The organism is Clostridium sp. (genome assembly GCF_040797585.1).
Lineage (GTDB): Bacteria > Bacillota > Clostridia > Clostridiales > Clostridiaceae > Clostridium_Z.
In genome coordinates, this window is sequence record NZ_JBFNEO010000043.1 from 1 (window position 1) to 16371 (window position 16371).

Here is a 16371-nt window from a genome sequence, read left to right on the forward strand (position 1 = left end):
TATTTTTCAATTATAACTGAAAAATAGCAATAAAAATGTATTTAACCTCAATTAACATAGAATGTAATATAAATTACTAGATACTTTAGATTATGTAGAAGAGTTGTTGCAAATAGCACAACTCTTTTATATTTAGTTATATAATAAACTGTTTAAGTTTACGGATCTTGAAGAGTAGTTGGAATAAGCTTATTTGTATTAGGGTTATTTAATGAGGTACATGTGACAAGCATAGTATAATACAGAGGATATTCATCTCCTGAAGGGAGTGTATAATTAAATGTTATATATACACTATTTAATGGGTTTATATTATTTAATAATGGTGAAGTTATAGTAGGTGAAGTATTTGGCACTATAGATTGTATAAAAGTAGATCCTATATATACATCATAAGGAATAGCTATTGGAGTCATATTTAAGTTATAGCTATCATATCCCTGTCCTGTATTAGTTATGATATATTCTATCTTAGTAGGTGCTCCAGGTGCAGATAGATTAATTGCTGCCTCACTTCCTATTAATCTATAAAATGATAAAGGTAAAAATTTAACTAAGCTGTTTATATATAATTCATTGTTATAAATTATATTTGAAGTATATACTTTGGTAAGAGAAACATCATTATAATACTGATTTACACTCCCTGTTATAATTAGTTTACTTTCTGCTATTACGCCGCTGGAGATATTAGATTTGAATATTAAATATTTATTAGATGAAGCATTAATTGTATCTATTGTAATTAATAATGTATTAGTTTGATTATTATAAGAAGAAGTAACACCTAGTGAGGATGTTTGCACTGAATTAAAGTTTAAATAGGTTGGAAGCTTAATTGCAATCTTAGTATTATTAGCTGGAGTGCTTCCCGCATTAGAAGCTAATATATTAGTATATATTATATTAGAAGTTCCAACTATAAATGGAGATACAAATCCATTCATAATATTTGATGATGAGATATTTAAATTTATATAGGGATGATTTATAGTTATATAATTGGCTATTCCTAAATTAGTGGTTACATTTAACATATTTACATAACTTACATTTCCATAATAGTTTTCAATGGTATAAAGGGGATTTTGATTTGAAACTATAGAATTACTTACTAAACATTCAATTCTATAACTATATACTACTGAATTTAAAGTAGTATCTATATTATTTATAGCTGGAAATGTAACTGAACTATTTGAAAAATTAGCAGTTATAGGATCATTGTTTAACCATGCCCTATTTGAATAAGTTTCTAATAATGGTATTAATATCGATCCAGAAAATGATGATAATCTTTGTCCCATAGGAAAAGTAATACTTAAAGTATAATATACTGTATCTCCCACAATTTTGGTAGGAGTATCGCTACTAATTTGAACAAAAATAGATTCTGATGTTAAAGTAGAATTCGCTGTTAATGCCCCTACATCATATTGAAGATTTTCACTAGTCGAATCATACTGCTGAGTATAAGGTGCTGTGGTAGAGCTTGTAAAAATAAAGCTTTCATTAGGTCCTAAAGTATTATTAATAGATATCTGATAGTTTAATGTAAAAACCTCATTTGGTGCTAGATTAGGTATATTTATAATTATTAAATTACCTGATATAGTAAATGGAATTATATCATGGTTTATTTTAGCAACTATTGAATTAGAATCCAAAGTAACATATTGAGGAATTGCTTCAGTAAAAGTAATGCCAAATGCATCTGTAGCATTCTCAGTGGAATTATTATTTGTTAGTGTAGCTGTAAAGGAATATATTTCTCCTATTTTTACTTTATTAATATTATTTCCAGTGACATTTTTGTTTAAAATTAAATTAGGTTTTCCTAATGTAAATCCAACTTGGCTTCTACTTGAAAATGATATCCCATTAGAATTTACAACTTGTAGTTTAAATAAATTATAAGGGAAGCTAGAAGGATTATTTATATAATCAATCTGAGTTCTATAGTCTATTTCAAAGGATTGATCTCCAGGTATTTCACTTATGAACCAAAGAACACCATATGGATCAATTGGCCCTACAACATCACCTGGATATTGAGATGATGAATAGTTATAATTAATTCCAGTTATATTGTCAGTCATATAAGGATAAAAATCATATAACTTAACTTGATTTGAATGTGCATTTATAGAAGTACTATTATATACTGCTTTATAACTTACATAATCCCCTGGTGCCATGGTATTAAAAGATTTTCGAGTTCCATCTCTATAGTAATATCCAGTAATAACTTTAGAAACTGATGGTACGTTAATCTCTAAATTAGCAAAATTTGATGAAGTTATAATTTTATTAGTAGCACCGCTAACTGCATTACAAGTTACAGAATCATTAAAGGTATCCCCAGCTAAAATATTTAATCCACTACTCATATATTTACTAGCAATTTTACCATTAATATTTATAATAGCTGTAGACCCAGCAGATACAGAGCCTACATTCCAGTAAACTTGAGTTACTCCAGCGGAGGAAGTCTCCTTTGATGTATACATAATTGGTGTACTGCTATCCTCAAGTACTTGACCATCACTTGTAGTTAAATATCCACTTAAATTTATCAAATTATGATATAAATTTGCATTAAAATATATACTATAAGTTAATGCTTCATTTATATCAACAACATATTTAGAAACAACTAAATCTAAAAGTATTTCATAAGCAACAAATCTATATAAATAAGAAAGACTTACCCCTTCTACTGACCATGATAACTCATTAGAAATAGATGAACTATTTTCAATGTAACTACCAGTAGCAGCTCCGTTTACATAATATCTTTCATTAAATTTCACATCAAACTCTATAGTTACCTTTGTATTCTCTGGAATCCCTACATTACTCCATAATAATTTAAAACTATTATTCGAATTATTAGGTTGTATCACAATAAAATTATTTAGTTCATTAGAAGAGTAACCAGTTATAATCATATTTCCTAAATAATTTACTCCATTTCCCAGAGTATCTTGAAAACTATCAAAAGATATACCAGAGTTTTCAGCAGTTTCAATTATTATCTTACTAGAATAGGTTTCTCCTAATAATAAAGCAGGTGGATTTATTTTATAAATAACATATTTACTAGCTTGAAAAGAAAATGATAACGTAGCTTGAATAATCTCATTACCTATATCATAATTTCCTCTTGGCATTGTATCACATGATGCATTAAGGGTACATGGTATTAATGTTTCAAATGGAATAACAGTACCACTACTAAATTCAGTATTTAATTTTACAGTAAAGGTAATTTTATAATTTATCTCATTTGGAGCAATATCTTTTATATTAGTAAAGGAATAAACATTCCCAGATACACTTGTGTATGGAATGGATGAACTAATAATCTCCATTCCATCTCCTAAATTTAGTTGAAAGGATAAATTATATAATGTGCTAATAGCATCAGTATTACTAACAGTAAATACTAAGGAGGTTGTGCCACCAGTGTTAATATTTATTAAGGAGTCAGTATTTAAGGTGATTTTAAAGTTTTCAGAATTATACATTGGACACCTCCATAAAAAATACTCTTACAATAGTATATTCAAAAAAATATCTTTTGGTATCACACATGTTTATAGATAATAATATAATACATTATGACTGTTCTGATTAAATAAAAAAATAGCAAAAGGAGTGTTTTTATGGCAACTATAAAACAGGATATTTATATATTGGGACAATCTCAATCTAAATCAATCAATACTGTTGGTCAGGAAATCAGATTAGACTTATCCCTTCAACCTCAACCCTTAAATAATACAGGTAAAGTTGAAGGAACAGTAACTTCTAATGGAAATCCTGTTCCTAATGCCTTGATTAAGATTATGGATGCTCAATATGAACCTATTCTGCATGCTATAACAGGTACAGATGGAACTTATACATTGGATAATCTTCCTGCTGGAACAGGATATAATGTTTTTTGTATAGCTGCTGGAATGAGGTTAGAACAAGGTACCAGCTTTAGTATAGCTGCTGGTCAAGTTATAACTAGGAATTTTACACTTACAAGTGATCCGGCTTCTCAACTTGGAATAATTGCTGGAGATTTAATTGATTCATCAACTGAGAATCCAATAAATGGTGCTGTTGTTTCACTGTATTTAGTTAACCCAGATAATACAGAAGTTCTTCAAGCAATAACTTATACTAACCAATATGGACAGTTTGTATTTAGAGAGTTGCCAATTGGAAGATATTCCATAAGGGTATCCTCTTTAGGATATATAGGAACATCTAGTACAGTAATTATAAATCAACCAGGCCAAATAGCTCCTTCATTGATTTCTATTACCCAAGATCCTAATTCATCAAGAGGTACTGTTTCAGGTATAATTACTGACAATAATAACCAGCCCATTAATAATGCCGATGTCATATTATATAGGGTTAATGCTGATAATTCTCTTACAGCCATTGCATATGGAGAAACCAATGCATCTGGAGTGTATCTATTTATTAATGTTCCCCAAGGAAAGTACATTGTTAAATCAAATCAAACTCAAGATGTTGTCGTACCTTAATAAAAATAAAGAGTTGAATTATATTCAACTCCTTGTTTACATATAAAGCAATTTTAATAAAGGTGAGTATGATAATGTATAATAAGTACTTGCTTTTTTTAATAATTCTATTATTAATTAAGGAAAAAAATAAAGTAAATATAAAGTTCAATGTTAAGGATGAGAATAACGGAATTGTTAAAGGAGCACTTATAAAAATTAAACCTTATAACTCCAGAGAAGTAACCAACATAAAAACTTGTTCTCACGGATCAGCCTTGCTAAAGGGAGTTCCTAAAAATACTTATGAAGTTACTGTTTGTAAGAAAGGATACAAAGAAAAAAGACTTTTAGTTAGAGCATATAAAAATATTACTTGTAATGTATGTTTAAGTTATTATTATAATAATAATAGACTATATGGATACATCACCGATTCTAAAAGTAAACCTATTGATAATGCAATAGTAGTTTTATATGAGGTTGTTTGTGAAAAGGTGTATATTCCTAAAAGATTTACTTATACGGATTTTACAGGGGAATATAATTTTTTTAATATTCCTAATGGAAAGTATATTATTAAAGCTATAAAATAAAGTGAAAGCTACATTTATTATAAATATACTTAAATGAGCTGTGTCATTAAGAATCAATACTACAATATATTGTATTAGATTTTTAAATTCTAGGACAACATATTGTGGTTAAATTTCTTAATGGGACAGCTCCATTTTTCACCCTAAATTATACTTATTTTATTTACTTTTCTTCTTTTCCATTTTATATTTTTGATAAAGAATATCTTTTAAAATTAAAGCAGTGTCTGTATCATCAAAATGGAACTCATCTTTAAAGGTATGGTATAACTCCCATATCTTCTCCCTATAGGTATCTATTCCTTTTATTCCTTGATATGTAGCTAGAATAGGATACTTTTTACTCCATGCACTGGTCCAGTCAATTTCATCAACTATCATTTCAATACTGGTAACATCACCACCAATATGGCTTTCACCAATAAGATAATCATAACTTACATTGTAAAGTTCACTTAATAGTTTTGCTTTAATAAGCTCAGGAACTGTTTGATTTGTTTCCCATTTGCTTACCGTCTGCCTAGAGACATTTAATTTCTCAGCAACATCTTCTTGAGATAAGCCTGCCTTTTTACGCAAATCCAATAATTTTTCCCCTAATGACATAATTATCACCAGCCTTTCCTCTATTTCAAGTTAACTTGTAACTATAGTATACTAAACACTAAAGCTCTTTTCTATCAAGGAAAAGTGGCAATTTGTCAACTAAACTTAACATCTTAATAAGACCATTCAATAATTTCATCATTGAATGGTCCTATCTATAGAATGCTGTAGGTACACAAACTTAATTTTAAAGGTATCCATTTTCTTAACATCTTTTCTTCTCTTAGATGAAAGGTGAGACATATTAATAGATTCATCAACTACACATTGTAATGAAATATTATTTATATTTATCCTATATAATATTAATTTTTCATATAATTAAAGGGAGAAATAACTTCTCCCCTTAACTAATTACAATATTAAATATCTAAAATTAATTATAGCATTTCAATAAAAGCAGCTATTCTTGTTTTTAACTGTCCCATATCTGAAGGGGAATAATTAGTTTCTATATTTAAATATGGCACTCCCTTACTATTAGTTCGCTCTTTTATATTAAAGGTTTCTATGGCATAGGTATGGCAGGCTTGAAGGGTTATATCTATAACTCCGTCTACCTTATACTCTTCAATGAGATTTTCTATTAAGTCTAGTCTTCCATCATTAGGAGACATTACAGAACAAGGCACAGATAGGTATTTTTCTGTTAGAGCATCTATAGGATTTATATCTTCCCTAACTAGAGTCATCTTTTCCTTTACCCCTCCACAGTTTTCATAGCAAACTACAACTCCGCCATTTTCTTCTATGGACTTAACTACCTTATCTGCTACTCCTCCACTTGGACACCCTGTTATAAGTATTCTAGCCGCTGATTCAGGTACTGGTTTATTTCCTTCCTCATATTTATCTTTTATGGCTTTAGTTAAAGATCTTAAGTTAACTATTCCCTCTTTTCTATCAAGGCTATAGTTTATTCCCTCTAAAACCTTCTGCATATCATATCCCCATAAAGGTGGTGGACAAAGCTTACCTAGGGAATAAAATTCCTCTGCTGCTCTTCTTTCTTCATTTTTAATTTTTATGGATTCTATTATTTTTTCTTCTGTTATTTCTACTTGAAAATCCTCTTCTAATTTTTCTTTTAATTTTAAAATTTCACTTTTCCACATATTAAAGGATTCCTCTCCAATACTACTTGGAGGAAGCTGCATAACATGAGTGTTTTTTCTTCTTCCTAAAAGCTCAAACATCTTCTTCTTACCATCGCAAGTGGTCTCCCCTACTATTAAATCTGAAAAATATATGTAAGGACATTTATCAGTTATAGCAAACCCATAGCTAGATTTTATTAATGGACATAGATTCTTTGGAAGATGTGCTTCTGCTTCTTCCGTAGTTTCATCACTCATCCCACATACTGATACCCCTATAGCTCCAGCTGCATCCATAAGCTCCCAAGGAGTAAATGTACAAAAGGTTCCAACTACCTTATATCCCTTATCCTTAAACTCTTTAACCTTTACAAATCCATTTTTTCTTGCCTCACTAAATTCTTCAAATGCCTTTGGCATAGTTTCCATTTTAAATCCCCCTGTCATATTAAAAATTAGTTATCCTTAATTTTAAATAAGGTTTTATGAAATATAAATTTATTTTAATGTATATTATTTTACTCCTCTTGCAACTATTGCTGCTCCTATGGCTCCTGCATATCTTCCATGATCTCCACTGTATACCTTTGTTCCTAGCTTTTTCTCTAGCATATCTATAAGATTACTATTATTACAAAGTCCTCCAGTAAGGTAGTATGTGTCGCTACTTCCATGCTTTGTACAAAGAGATTTAACCTTTGATGCTATAGAGTCAAGGACTGCATAGGCTATATCTTCTTTCTTAGTTCCTCTTCCTATAAGACTTATAACCTCAGACTCTGCAAATACTGTGCACATAGAACTTATGGTTACCTCTTGTCCATTTTTAGCTAGTTCACTAAGTTCCTCCAAGGTTACTCCTAAGGTATTTGCCATGATTTCTAGGAATCTTCCTGTTCCTGCTGAACATTTATCATTCATTATAAAATCCTTTACCATACCATCCTCTAAGGTTATAACCTTAGTATCTTGTCCACCAATATCTAGAACAGTACATTTATCCTTAAATAAATAAGCTGCTCCCTTTCCATGGCAAGTTATTTCTGTAACAACTTTATTGGCATATGGTACTGAAACTCTACCATAGCCTGTGGCAACCACCTTGCTATTTCCCTCATTTATCCCCTTTTCTAAAAGTCTTTCCTTAATTTCATTGGCAGTTTCTACGCTACTCCATCCTGTGGGTTTTACATAAAAATCTATTATTTCATCATCCTTAAATATAGCTACCTTTGAACCAGTAGACCCTATATCAATTCCCACGTAATACATATACATCCCCCCTTTTCTTTTGAACACACTATATTAATTCTAATGCAAATAAATTATATTAAAACCCCTTATTACATATTCAAATAACTGCCCTTATGACTATTGAGTTTACTAATTTTCACCATAAATATACCCTATTTCTAAAGAATATACTTTAGAAATAGGGTGTATCTTAAAGTATTATTTTACCTTTATCCCTTGTCTATAAACATTTAAACTTTCTATTACTTCAAGAGAACTATAGAATGAATCTTCCTTCAGATGGTGTTCTTTCCACCACCTGAAGGTTAGATGAGTTAATCTATATATATCTTGAGATTTAAAGTATGTATTCCTCTTAAATAAAATGTATTTCAACACGAGAATACTTTAATTTTCTTTATAGAATCTTTCTTAATTCCTTGCAATTATATACCTTTATTAGTTTTTCCTGAGTATCTGTATTTATTGTAAGAATTTTTACCTCTTCTCCATCTATCTTTAGAACTTTACCTTTTATCTTTGTTCCTATTACGTTTACAGGATTAGTTACTTCCAGATTCTTTATGTTACAATCATTACAATATGCGCAGGAATTATCCCTTTGAAAAATTCTCTTACAAGTTAAGCAATAAACTAAATTATTCATCTTTAAATCCTCCTAACAAAATTCATATATTATAGAGTATATTTTAAGCAAGAGGAATAAATTACTTAATTTTTTGTTTTTTAAATATAAACTTTATATAAAAATAAAGTTTAATTTATATTATAGGGTTTTTAAGATAAGTTGCCTTTATAAATGTATTTTAGTAATAGTAATGATATTTGTATAATATGTATTTTAACTATGATTTTTAAATACTATCAATTCAAAATACATATTGATTTTAACCATAAATAGTGATATATTTGTATCAATAAGAGATAAATATATCACTATAAAAGGAGTATGGATATGATACAAAAACAATTTTATATGGGTTTTGCAGGATTCATAGGATTTTTTAGTATTCGTTATTTTTTCTCCGGCAATTTATCAGACCTAGCTTTCATCGGATTCTTTGCCTTTTTTTCAAATTTTATACTATCAAAGATTAGTGGTAACAAAGCAGATGAACGGTATATTGAAAATCGAAAAGTTGCACTAGCTTTTACTGGTGAATTTGCTATTATTGAATTGTTCATTATATGGTGTGCTACCATTCTCATAAAAAATGCTAATATTGCATGTGTATTACTTTCTATTTCCTATGCAATTACATTAAATATATATGCTATAAAATTATATATGTTAGAGGAAAAATAATATGGCCGAATTTAAATGCAATTTAAAAAAATATCGACAACTTAAGGAATTGACACAAGAGCAATTAGCTGAAAAAGTAGATGTAAGACGAGAAACGATTATGAGGCTTGAAGCTGGAAAATATAATCCATCACTTAAATTAGCAATAGATATTTCAAGAGTTCTAAATGTTCCAATTGAAGAATTATTTATATTTGACTAGTTTACTATTGTAAATACTTCTCTATAAAAAAGTAGAAAATAGTTCTTATTAAAAGTAAACATTAAATAATTAAGATTTAAAGGTCATAAAAATCATCTAAAATGAAAGTGACTTAATGCTAAGGCAACCCTTAGCATTAAGCCATTTTTTAAAATAATACTCTTTTATCCTCTAGTCTTTTGGTTAATTTTATGGAATCAAAGTGTTCAAATAAAGTCACCACGTATTTTCTAGAAGAATTTAATATATCACGTCCGTCTGCTGGAGTTATTCCTCCATTTTTATTTATAAAATCTCTAACTAAGTCTTTTGCTCTTTCATAGTGACTATTAGTAAATACTATATCATCTGAAAGTCTTATAAGATCTCCATTATCTATTAAGGAGTCATAAACCATCTTAAAGGCTTTTTTATCCTTTTCATTTTTACTTAAATCTTCATATTTAGGAGGAGCATATGCTCCAGTTTCAAAGGCTTTAATTATTCTATCTTTTATATCTTTTTGTTCCTTACTATAGTTAACTTCAAAGCTATATAAAGCTATAAGGTTATTAACCTGTTTTATAACTCCTCTATTTTGAAGAACTTTTAATATATCATCATAGTTTTTTTGCTTAAGACTTTTACCAAAAATCTTGTTTTTAATCTCTTCTTTAGCCATACCATATTTTAAAGGGTTCTGATTATGGAAGGTGTTTAATATAACTTCTAGCTCTTCCCCCTTATTCTTTATAAAAGACCTATGTATATATACACTCTTATCTAAAGAAGTTAACTCTATTATAGTTCCCTCTTCCACAAGCTCTTTTAACTTATCCTCTATGGATTCTTCATTTTTTCCTAATGCCTTTAATATATCAAAAGAAGTAGGGAATGCATTACTTATGTTTTTAATTGTATTTTCTATTATGCTTCCAGCTTCTCCACTTTCTTTTATTTTAATTTCTTCTAAATATCTTTCATTAAATCTCTTGGCTTTTTTAGCCCTAGGCTCTATTATGCTTCCTCCAGCTATGGTGTACATTGGAGAATAAGTTCTAAGTACATATCTATCATTTCTTTGAGCTGTTAAAGGTTCTTCTAGTCTTAGCTGAACATAAGCTTCCTCGCCAGGTTTTATTTCTTCCTTATCTAATATAACTATTCTACAAAGAATTTCTGAGGTTCCATGATATAGTCTTACTCTTTGTCTATTTTCTATAGGTTTTTCTGCATTTTTTATATGATAAATCTTACAGTCTATAATCATGGATGGTTCCATAACATGCTCTATGGAAACCATATCTCCTCTTTCTACATCATCTTTTTTAACTCCTGAAATGTTTAAAGCACATCTTTGTCCTGCTTCTGCAAAGGCTACATTCTCTTCATGTACCTGTATGGTTCTTATTTTACCTTGTGCCATTGAAGGATATATGGTTACCATATCTCCTTCTTTAACTTTTCCACTTATTATAGTTCCCGTTACAACAGTTCCAAAACCACTTACAGAGAATACTCTATCCACAGGTAATCTAAAATGACCTTCTGTATCCTTACCTTCTACCTCTTCTGTAGTTTTATCTAGTGTATTTATAAGTTCATCCATACCCATTTTAGTTTTAGAGGATACTGGTATTATAGGAGAATTTTCAAGGAAGGTTCCTTTAAATCTTTCTTTAACTTCTTCCTTCATCATATCTAGCCATTCTTCATCTACTAGATCTGCCTTAGTTAAAGCCACAATACCCTTTTTTACATTTAGAAGCTGAAGTATTTCAAAGTGCTCCTCTGTTTGAGGCATTATTCCTTCATCAGCAGCTATTACAAGTATTACTATATCTACTGAAGATACCCCAGCCAGCATGTTCTTAACAAACTTTTCATGACCAGGTACATCTATTATTCCAGCTCTTCTCTTTGAAGGAAGATCAAAAAAGGTAAATCCAAGATTTATGGATATTCCTCTATCCTTTTCCTCTCTTAATGTATCAGTTTCTCTCCCTGTTAATGCTTTAATAAGAGTAGTCTTACCGTGATCTATATGACCTGCCGTACCTACAATAACGTGCTTCATATTTATTCCTCTCCTATCCCTTTAAATGCTTCTCCTATTATGTCATAGTCTTTTTCAAGTAAAGTTCTAACATCAATTATAACTTCACCCTTCCCTACTCTTACTATTATAGGAATCTCATAGGATCTTAAATAACTTTCTATTTGTACTAAAGATATTTTATTACTTTTTATTTTCAGAACTACAGTATCCATGGTTTCAGTAGGCATAGAACCTCCACCAACCATAGAGTAATCCTCTGAAATTTTAATCTCTAAATGCTTAGGAGCATCTTTTAATTTTCTTTTAAGTCTTTGTGCTCTCTTTTTTAACTCTTCATTACTTAGGAGCATCATATTTAATGTAGGAACTTTTTTCACAGCCTCTTTTTCATCTAAATATGTTCTTAATGTTGCCTCAAGAGCAGCAATTCTCATCTTATCTATTCTAAGGGCTCTAGTTAATTGATTTTTCTTTATTCTATCTATATATTGTTTTTTTCCAACTATAATTCCTGCTTGAGGTCCTCCAAGCATCTTGTCTCCACTAAAGGTTACAACATCTGCACCTTTTCTTACACTCTCTTGAACTGTAGGTTCATATATAAATCCATATTTAGAAAGGTCCACTAAAACTCCACTACCTAAATCATCAACTACAGGAACATTATACTTTTCTCCAAGAGATACCATATCTTCAAGAGGAACCTCCTCAGTAAATCCCATAATCTTAAAGTTAGAAGTGTGAACCTTAAGGAGCACTCCTGTATTTTCATTTATATTATCTTCATAGTCATAAAGATGGGTTCTATTTGTAGTTCCTACCTCTACTAGCTTAGCCTTTGAGAATTTCATAACCTCAGGAACTCTAAAAGAACCACCAATTTCAACTAACTGTCCCCTTGAAACTATAGCTTCTTTTTCTTCACATAAGGTATTTAAGGAGAGCATAACAGCAGCAGCATTATTATTTACAACTACCGCTCCTTCTGCCCCTGTTATTTTCTTTAAAAGATCCTCTATATGGCTATATCTTGATCCACGTGCTCCTTTTTCAATATCATACTCTAAATTATTATAACTCTCACTAACCATTGCCATGCTCTCCACTGCTTCTTTAGAAAGTAGTGATCTTCCAAGGTTAGTATGAATTACAATACCTGCTCCATTTATAACTCTCTTTAATCTTGGTTTAGATTTCTTAGTTATTATCCCTAAAGAGTAGTTTATAACTTCTTCTCTTTCAAAATTATTTATCTCATCTTTTAAAATCTTATTTCTATAAAACTCTATACCTTCTCTTAGAGAATCTACAACTATAGCTCTACCATGAGCTTCAATTAACTCATTTATGTCCTCTCTTAAAAGAACTTCATCAACCTTTGGTAGTTTTCTAAGTAATTCCCTATTCATTGATTACCCTCCCCAATTATTCCACTACTATATATTTTTCTCTCTTTTCAACAACCTCTCCAATTATAGCGCATGGAAGATCTAAATCTTTAAGTCTTTCCATTATAATATCCCCTTCTTCTTTAGAGGCACTAATTAAAAGTCCTCCTGAGGTTTGAGGGTCAAATAATATATCCTCAAGCCAAGTCTCCACATTATTAAGTTCATATTTACCACTTAAATAAGCCTTATTATTGTAGCTACCTTCTGGTACAAGTCCCATGGCTGCATATTCCTTTGCTTCTTCTATATAAGGAATTGAATCCTTATATAGCTTTAAGGTTACCTCTGAACCACTAGCCATTTCATATCCATGACCCATTATTCCAAAGCCTGTAACGTCTGTACATGCAGTAACATGATGTTCCATTATTATTTCTCCTGCATATTTGTTTAAAGTTGTCATTACTTTAACAGCCTTATCATAAGCTTCTTTAGAGGCAATACCTCCCTTTATTGCAGTATTTAATATACCTGTTCCTAAAGGTTTTGTTAAAATAAGCACCTCTGAAACTTTGCATCCATAATTCTTTAAAACTTTATTAGGATGTACCACTCCTGTTACAGATAGTCCATACTTAGGCTCATCGTCTTGAACAGAGTGTCCACCTACAACTACAGCCCCTGACTCTAGAACCTTATCTGCTCCCCCTTTAAGTATTTCTCCTAAAATCTCTATATCTAAGCAATTTGGAAAACATACTATATTAAGAGCTACCACTGGTTTACCTCCCATGGCATATATATCACTTAAAGAATTTGCCGCTGCAATTTGTCCAAAAGTATATGGGTCATCTACCACTGGAGTAAAGAAGTCTAAGGTCTGTATAGTTGCTATATCATCATTTAATTTATATACTGCTGCATCATCACTAGTTTCAATTCCAACAATTAAATTATCATCCTTCATCTTAGGTAACTTATTTAATATCTTTGAAAGGGTCTCCGGCCCTATTTTCGCTGCTCATCCTGAGGTTTTTGCCATCTCTGTTAAGTTTTTAATCATATGTTCCACCTCTATTCTTTTATTCTTTCTCTCACAATTATATCTTATTTTATAAGATTTTAAAAGAAGCTGTAGATTTATGGAATTTATATTTTATACTTGTATATATAGTTATGATTTTATATAGTTACTAATAGGACATATTGAATTAATCTGTATAAAAAAAGAACTTGATATCAAAACTCTTTTATTTAAGTTAAATATAAATAATTTGTAAATACAAATATTTCTTTTAAATACATAGATTATCTTCAGTGAGGATTTGGTGATTTATGGTGCTTCTATTTTATCCTTTAAATTATTAAACTTACTCTCTCCAATGCCTGATACATTTTTTATGTCTTCAATAGATTTAAAGCCTCCATTGCTTTCTCTAAAGGCTATAATTTTATCTGCCGTGGCTGATCCAACTCCAGGGAGTTTTAAAAGTTCCTCCTTGGTTGCAGAATTCAGATTAACCTTTCCATCACTACTAGAGCCACCTCCTCCAGCTGATGATACCATAGCTACATTTGACTTTTCCTCACCCTTTTTAGGTACCCTATAGGCACTATTATCTCTAAGTTTTTCTGCTTGGTTAATATTATCTATGGTTCCCTCTTCACTAATCCCCTGTGCTTCATAGATTAAATCCTTTAGTATAGAGTCTTTATCCATAATATATACCCCAGGTTTTTTAACTGCTCCTTTGATCTCTACTGTTATCTTTGACCCTTTTGAAACCTTGCTATCTCCTTTTTCCTTAGAGGGATTTTCTAATTTTTCTACAAAGATATCCTCTTCCTTAAATACATTACCTTTTGATGTATCTACATATCCATCTATAAACTTATATATTAGAATAAATGAAAAAATCACCAGTATGGAAACAGCACCTATTATTTTCTCTTTCTTTTTCATATATGGTATTCCTTTCAATAATTATTAATTTTCATTCATAATTATTGCCAATTTTCCATAAATATATATCGAAAAAAGAAAACTTTTCTGCTATAATTATTAAAGTAATATTATAAGGAGTAAATTTATTGGACTCTATAATATTACTTTTTAACTATTTAGACTTAATTATTAAAAGTTACTATTTGTTTAGGAGGGATTATGAAAACATTTAAATTTTTGACCCTAGTTTTGATTTCTTTTATTATTATGAATATAAATTTTAGTAGTAATGCTTTAGCTGAAACAAAACCTCCAGAAGTGGAAGGAGCAGGGGTTATTCTTATGGAAGCGACCACTGGAGAAATTCTATTTAATAAGGATATGGATAAGCCTCTTCCTCCTGCTTCCACAACTAAAATATTAACTGCTCTTATTACATTAGAGAAAACATCATTAAATGAAAAAGTTCTTATAGGTAAGACTCCTCCTAATGCTGATGGAACTTCTCTTGGACTTGTAGAAGGAGAGTATGTTACTGTTGAATCTCTACTAAACGCCCTACTTATAGGCTCTTGTAATGATGCCGCTGTTGCATTAGCAGAACATATATCAGGTTCTGTAGAAGAATTTTCAAAGCTTATGAATACACGTGCTAAAGAGCTTGGAGCTACTAATTCAAACTTTGTAAATCCTAATGGATTATATGATAAAAATCACTATACTTCTGCTCATGATTTAGCACTTATAATGAGGGAAGCTATTAAGCATCCTGAATTTCTTGAAATAAGTCAAAAGCCTTTTTATGTTTTTAAAGGAACAAATAAATATGATAAAGACAGATGGGTAAATAATAGGGTATCTTTGTTATTTGAGAAAAGTCCACTATATTATAAAGAATATATTGCAGGAAAAACTGGATATACAGTTGATGCAAAACATAGTTTTGTAAGTGCCGCTAAAAAAGGTGATTTAACCCTTATTTCAGCCATAGTACATACTGATGACAAGAATGAATACTTTAAGGATTCTATAGATTTGTTTAACTATGGATTCGATAACTTTACTCTTACAAAACTCATAAATAAGGGTGATACTTTAGGTAATGAAAATATAGCTAATACATCTATACCTTTAATTAGTAAGAATGATTTCTATTATGTAAAAAATAAAAACTTAAATGAGCCGCCTAAAATAGATATTAATTCTAAAGATCTTAAAAATATTAAATTTGTAAAAAATGATGAAATTTCAGAAGCTACCATATCCCTTAATAATAAGGTACTTGGAAAGGTTCCTCTTATTAGTGGAGAAGATAAGCCAAAAACTATCATGTCTATTTCTAATAACAAACATAGTAATAGATTTTATATTATTTTAGGCTCTATTTTTCTTTTGATACTACTAACT

At 30.0% G+C, this 16371-nt stretch carries 14 protein-coding genes; 5 read left to right on the plus strand and 9 right to left on the minus strand.

Translation table 11 applies throughout. The features are described from left to right. Window positions 1-158: 158 nt before the first annotated feature. Window positions 159-3530 carry a hypothetical protein gene (locus tag AB2369_RS04635; RefSeq protein WP_367665311.1) on the minus strand — a complete coding sequence of 1124 codons (3372 nt, stop codon included), beginning with the start codon at window positions 3528-3530 and terminating at the stop codon, window positions 159-161. A gap of 138 nt (window positions 3531-3668) precedes the next feature. On the opposite strand from AB2369_RS04635, the gene AB2369_RS04640 reads away from it, so the two are divergent. Continuing rightward, complete coding sequence (locus tag AB2369_RS04640) at window positions 3669-4550, plus strand: collagen binding domain-containing protein (protein WP_367665312.1); 882 nt, start codon at window positions 3669-3671, stop codon at window positions 4548-4550. A 74-nt stretch (window positions 4551-4624) separates the two neighbouring features. After that, window positions 4625-5125, plus strand: a complete 501-nt coding sequence (locus AB2369_RS04645; RefSeq protein ID WP_367665313.1) for a hypothetical protein — start codon at window positions 4625-4627, stop codon at window positions 5123-5125. A gap of 159 nt (window positions 5126-5284) precedes the next feature. On the opposite strand, the gene AB2369_RS04650 is transcribed toward AB2369_RS04645, so the two are convergent. From AB2369_RS04650 to AB2369_RS04665, 4 genes are all read right to left on the minus strand, one after another. Beyond that, window positions 5285-5731 (minus strand): helix-turn-helix domain-containing protein, encoded by a 447-nt coding sequence (locus tag AB2369_RS04650; RefSeq protein ID WP_367665314.1) that lies wholly within the window; start codon window positions 5729-5731, stop codon window positions 5285-5287. A 380-nt stretch (window positions 5732-6111) separates the two neighbouring features. Then, a complete protein-coding gene (locus AB2369_RS04655; protein ID WP_367665315.1) occupies window positions 6112-7257 on the minus strand; it encodes a double-cubane-cluster-containing anaerobic reductase in 1146 nt (381 codons plus the stop codon). An 84-nt stretch (window positions 7258-7341) separates the two neighbouring features. Continuing rightward, a complete protein-coding gene (locus tag AB2369_RS04660) occupies window positions 7342-8100 on the minus strand; it encodes an acyl-CoA dehydratase activase (protein ID WP_367665316.1) in 759 nt (252 codons plus the stop codon). A 379-nt stretch (window positions 8101-8479) separates the two neighbouring features. After that, complete coding sequence (locus tag AB2369_RS04665; protein WP_367665317.1) at window positions 8480-8728, minus strand: hypothetical protein; 249 nt, start codon at window positions 8726-8728, stop codon at window positions 8480-8482. Between the two features lie 309 nt (window positions 8729-9037). Here AB2369_RS04665 and AB2369_RS04670 point away from each other — a divergent pair, with 309 nt between their 5' ends. Next, on the plus strand, window positions 9038-9388 hold the full coding sequence (locus AB2369_RS04670; protein WP_367665318.1) for a DUF3796 domain-containing protein: 351 nt from the start codon (window positions 9038-9040) through the stop codon (window positions 9386-9388). 1 nt (window position 9389) lies between these two features. Further along, window positions 9390-9590, plus strand: a complete 201-nt coding sequence (locus AB2369_RS04675) for a helix-turn-helix transcriptional regulator (protein WP_367665319.1) — start codon at window positions 9390-9392, stop codon at window positions 9588-9590. Window positions 9591-9738: 148 nt separating this feature from the next. Here the strand turns inward: AB2369_RS04675 and selB are convergent, their stop codons facing one another. The 4 genes from selB to AB2369_RS04695 all read right to left on the minus strand — a co-directional run bounded on the left by selB (window position 9739) and on the right by AB2369_RS04695 (window position 14982). Further along, entirely contained in the window at window positions 9739-11646 is a 1908-nt protein-coding gene (selB, locus tag AB2369_RS04680) for a selenocysteine-specific translation elongation factor (RefSeq protein ID WP_367665320.1), read from the minus strand. Window positions 11647-11648: 2 nt separating this feature from the next. Further along, window positions 11649-13037 (minus strand): L-seryl-tRNA(Sec) selenium transferase, encoded by a 1389-nt coding sequence (selA, locus tag AB2369_RS04685; RefSeq protein WP_367665321.1) that lies wholly within the window; start codon window positions 13035-13037, stop codon window positions 11649-11651. 16 nt (window positions 13038-13053) lie between these two features. Continuing rightward, on the minus strand, window positions 13054-14082 hold the full coding sequence (gene selD, locus AB2369_RS04690; RefSeq protein WP_367665322.1) for a selenide, water dikinase SelD: 1029 nt from the start codon (window positions 14080-14082) through the stop codon (window positions 13054-13056). Between the two features lie 270 nt (window positions 14083-14352). Continuing rightward, window positions 14353-14982, minus strand: a complete 630-nt coding sequence (locus tag AB2369_RS04695) for a helix-hairpin-helix domain-containing protein (protein ID WP_367665323.1) — start codon at window positions 14980-14982, stop codon at window positions 14353-14355. 201 nt (window positions 14983-15183) lie between these two features. Here AB2369_RS04695 and AB2369_RS04700 point away from each other — a divergent pair. Further along, window positions 15184-16371: D-alanyl-D-alanine carboxypeptidase family protein (locus AB2369_RS04700; protein WP_367665324.1), on the plus strand; the 1188-nt coding region annotated here is incomplete at its 3' end.

Coding starts and splice junctions, on each gene's coding strand:
- AB2369_RS04635 (WP_367665311.1), bottom strand. CDS start 3,530: ATGTATAATTCTGAAAACTTTAAAATCACCTTAAATACTGACTCCTTA.
- AB2369_RS04640 (WP_367665312.1), top strand. CDS start 3,669: ATGGCAACTATAAAACAGGATATTTATATATTGGGACAATCTCAATCT.
- AB2369_RS04645 (WP_367665313.1), top strand. CDS start 4,625: ATGTATAATAAGTACTTGCTTTTTTTAATAATTCTATTATTAATTAAG.
- AB2369_RS04650 (WP_367665314.1), bottom strand. CDS start 5,731: ATGTCATTAGGGGAAAAATTATTGGATTTGCGTAAAAAGGCAGGCTTA.
- AB2369_RS04655 (WP_367665315.1), bottom strand. CDS start 7,257: ATGGAAACTATGCCAAAGGCATTTGAAGAATTTAGTGAGGCAAGAAAA.
- AB2369_RS04660 (WP_367665316.1), bottom strand. CDS start 8,100: ATGTATTACGTGGGAATTGATATAGGGTCTACTGGTTCAAAGGTAGCT.
- AB2369_RS04665 (WP_367665317.1), bottom strand. CDS start 8,728: ATGAATAATTTAGTTTATTGCTTAACTTGTAAGAGAATTTTTCAAAGG.
- AB2369_RS04670 (WP_367665318.1), top strand. CDS start 9,038: ATGATACAAAAACAATTTTATATGGGTTTTGCAGGATTCATAGGATTT.
- AB2369_RS04675 (WP_367665319.1), top strand. CDS start 9,390: ATGGCCGAATTTAAATGCAATTTAAAAAAATATCGACAACTTAAGGAA.
- selB (WP_367665320.1), bottom strand. CDS start 11,646: ATGAAGCACGTTATTGTAGGTACGGCAGGTCATATAGATCACGGTAAG.
- selA (WP_367665321.1), bottom strand. CDS start 13,037: ATGAATAGGGAATTACTTAGAAAACTACCAAAGGTTGATGAAGTTCTT.
- AB2369_RS04695 (WP_367665323.1), bottom strand. CDS start 14,982: ATGAAAAAGAAAGAGAAAATAATAGGTGCTGTTTCCATACTGGTGATT.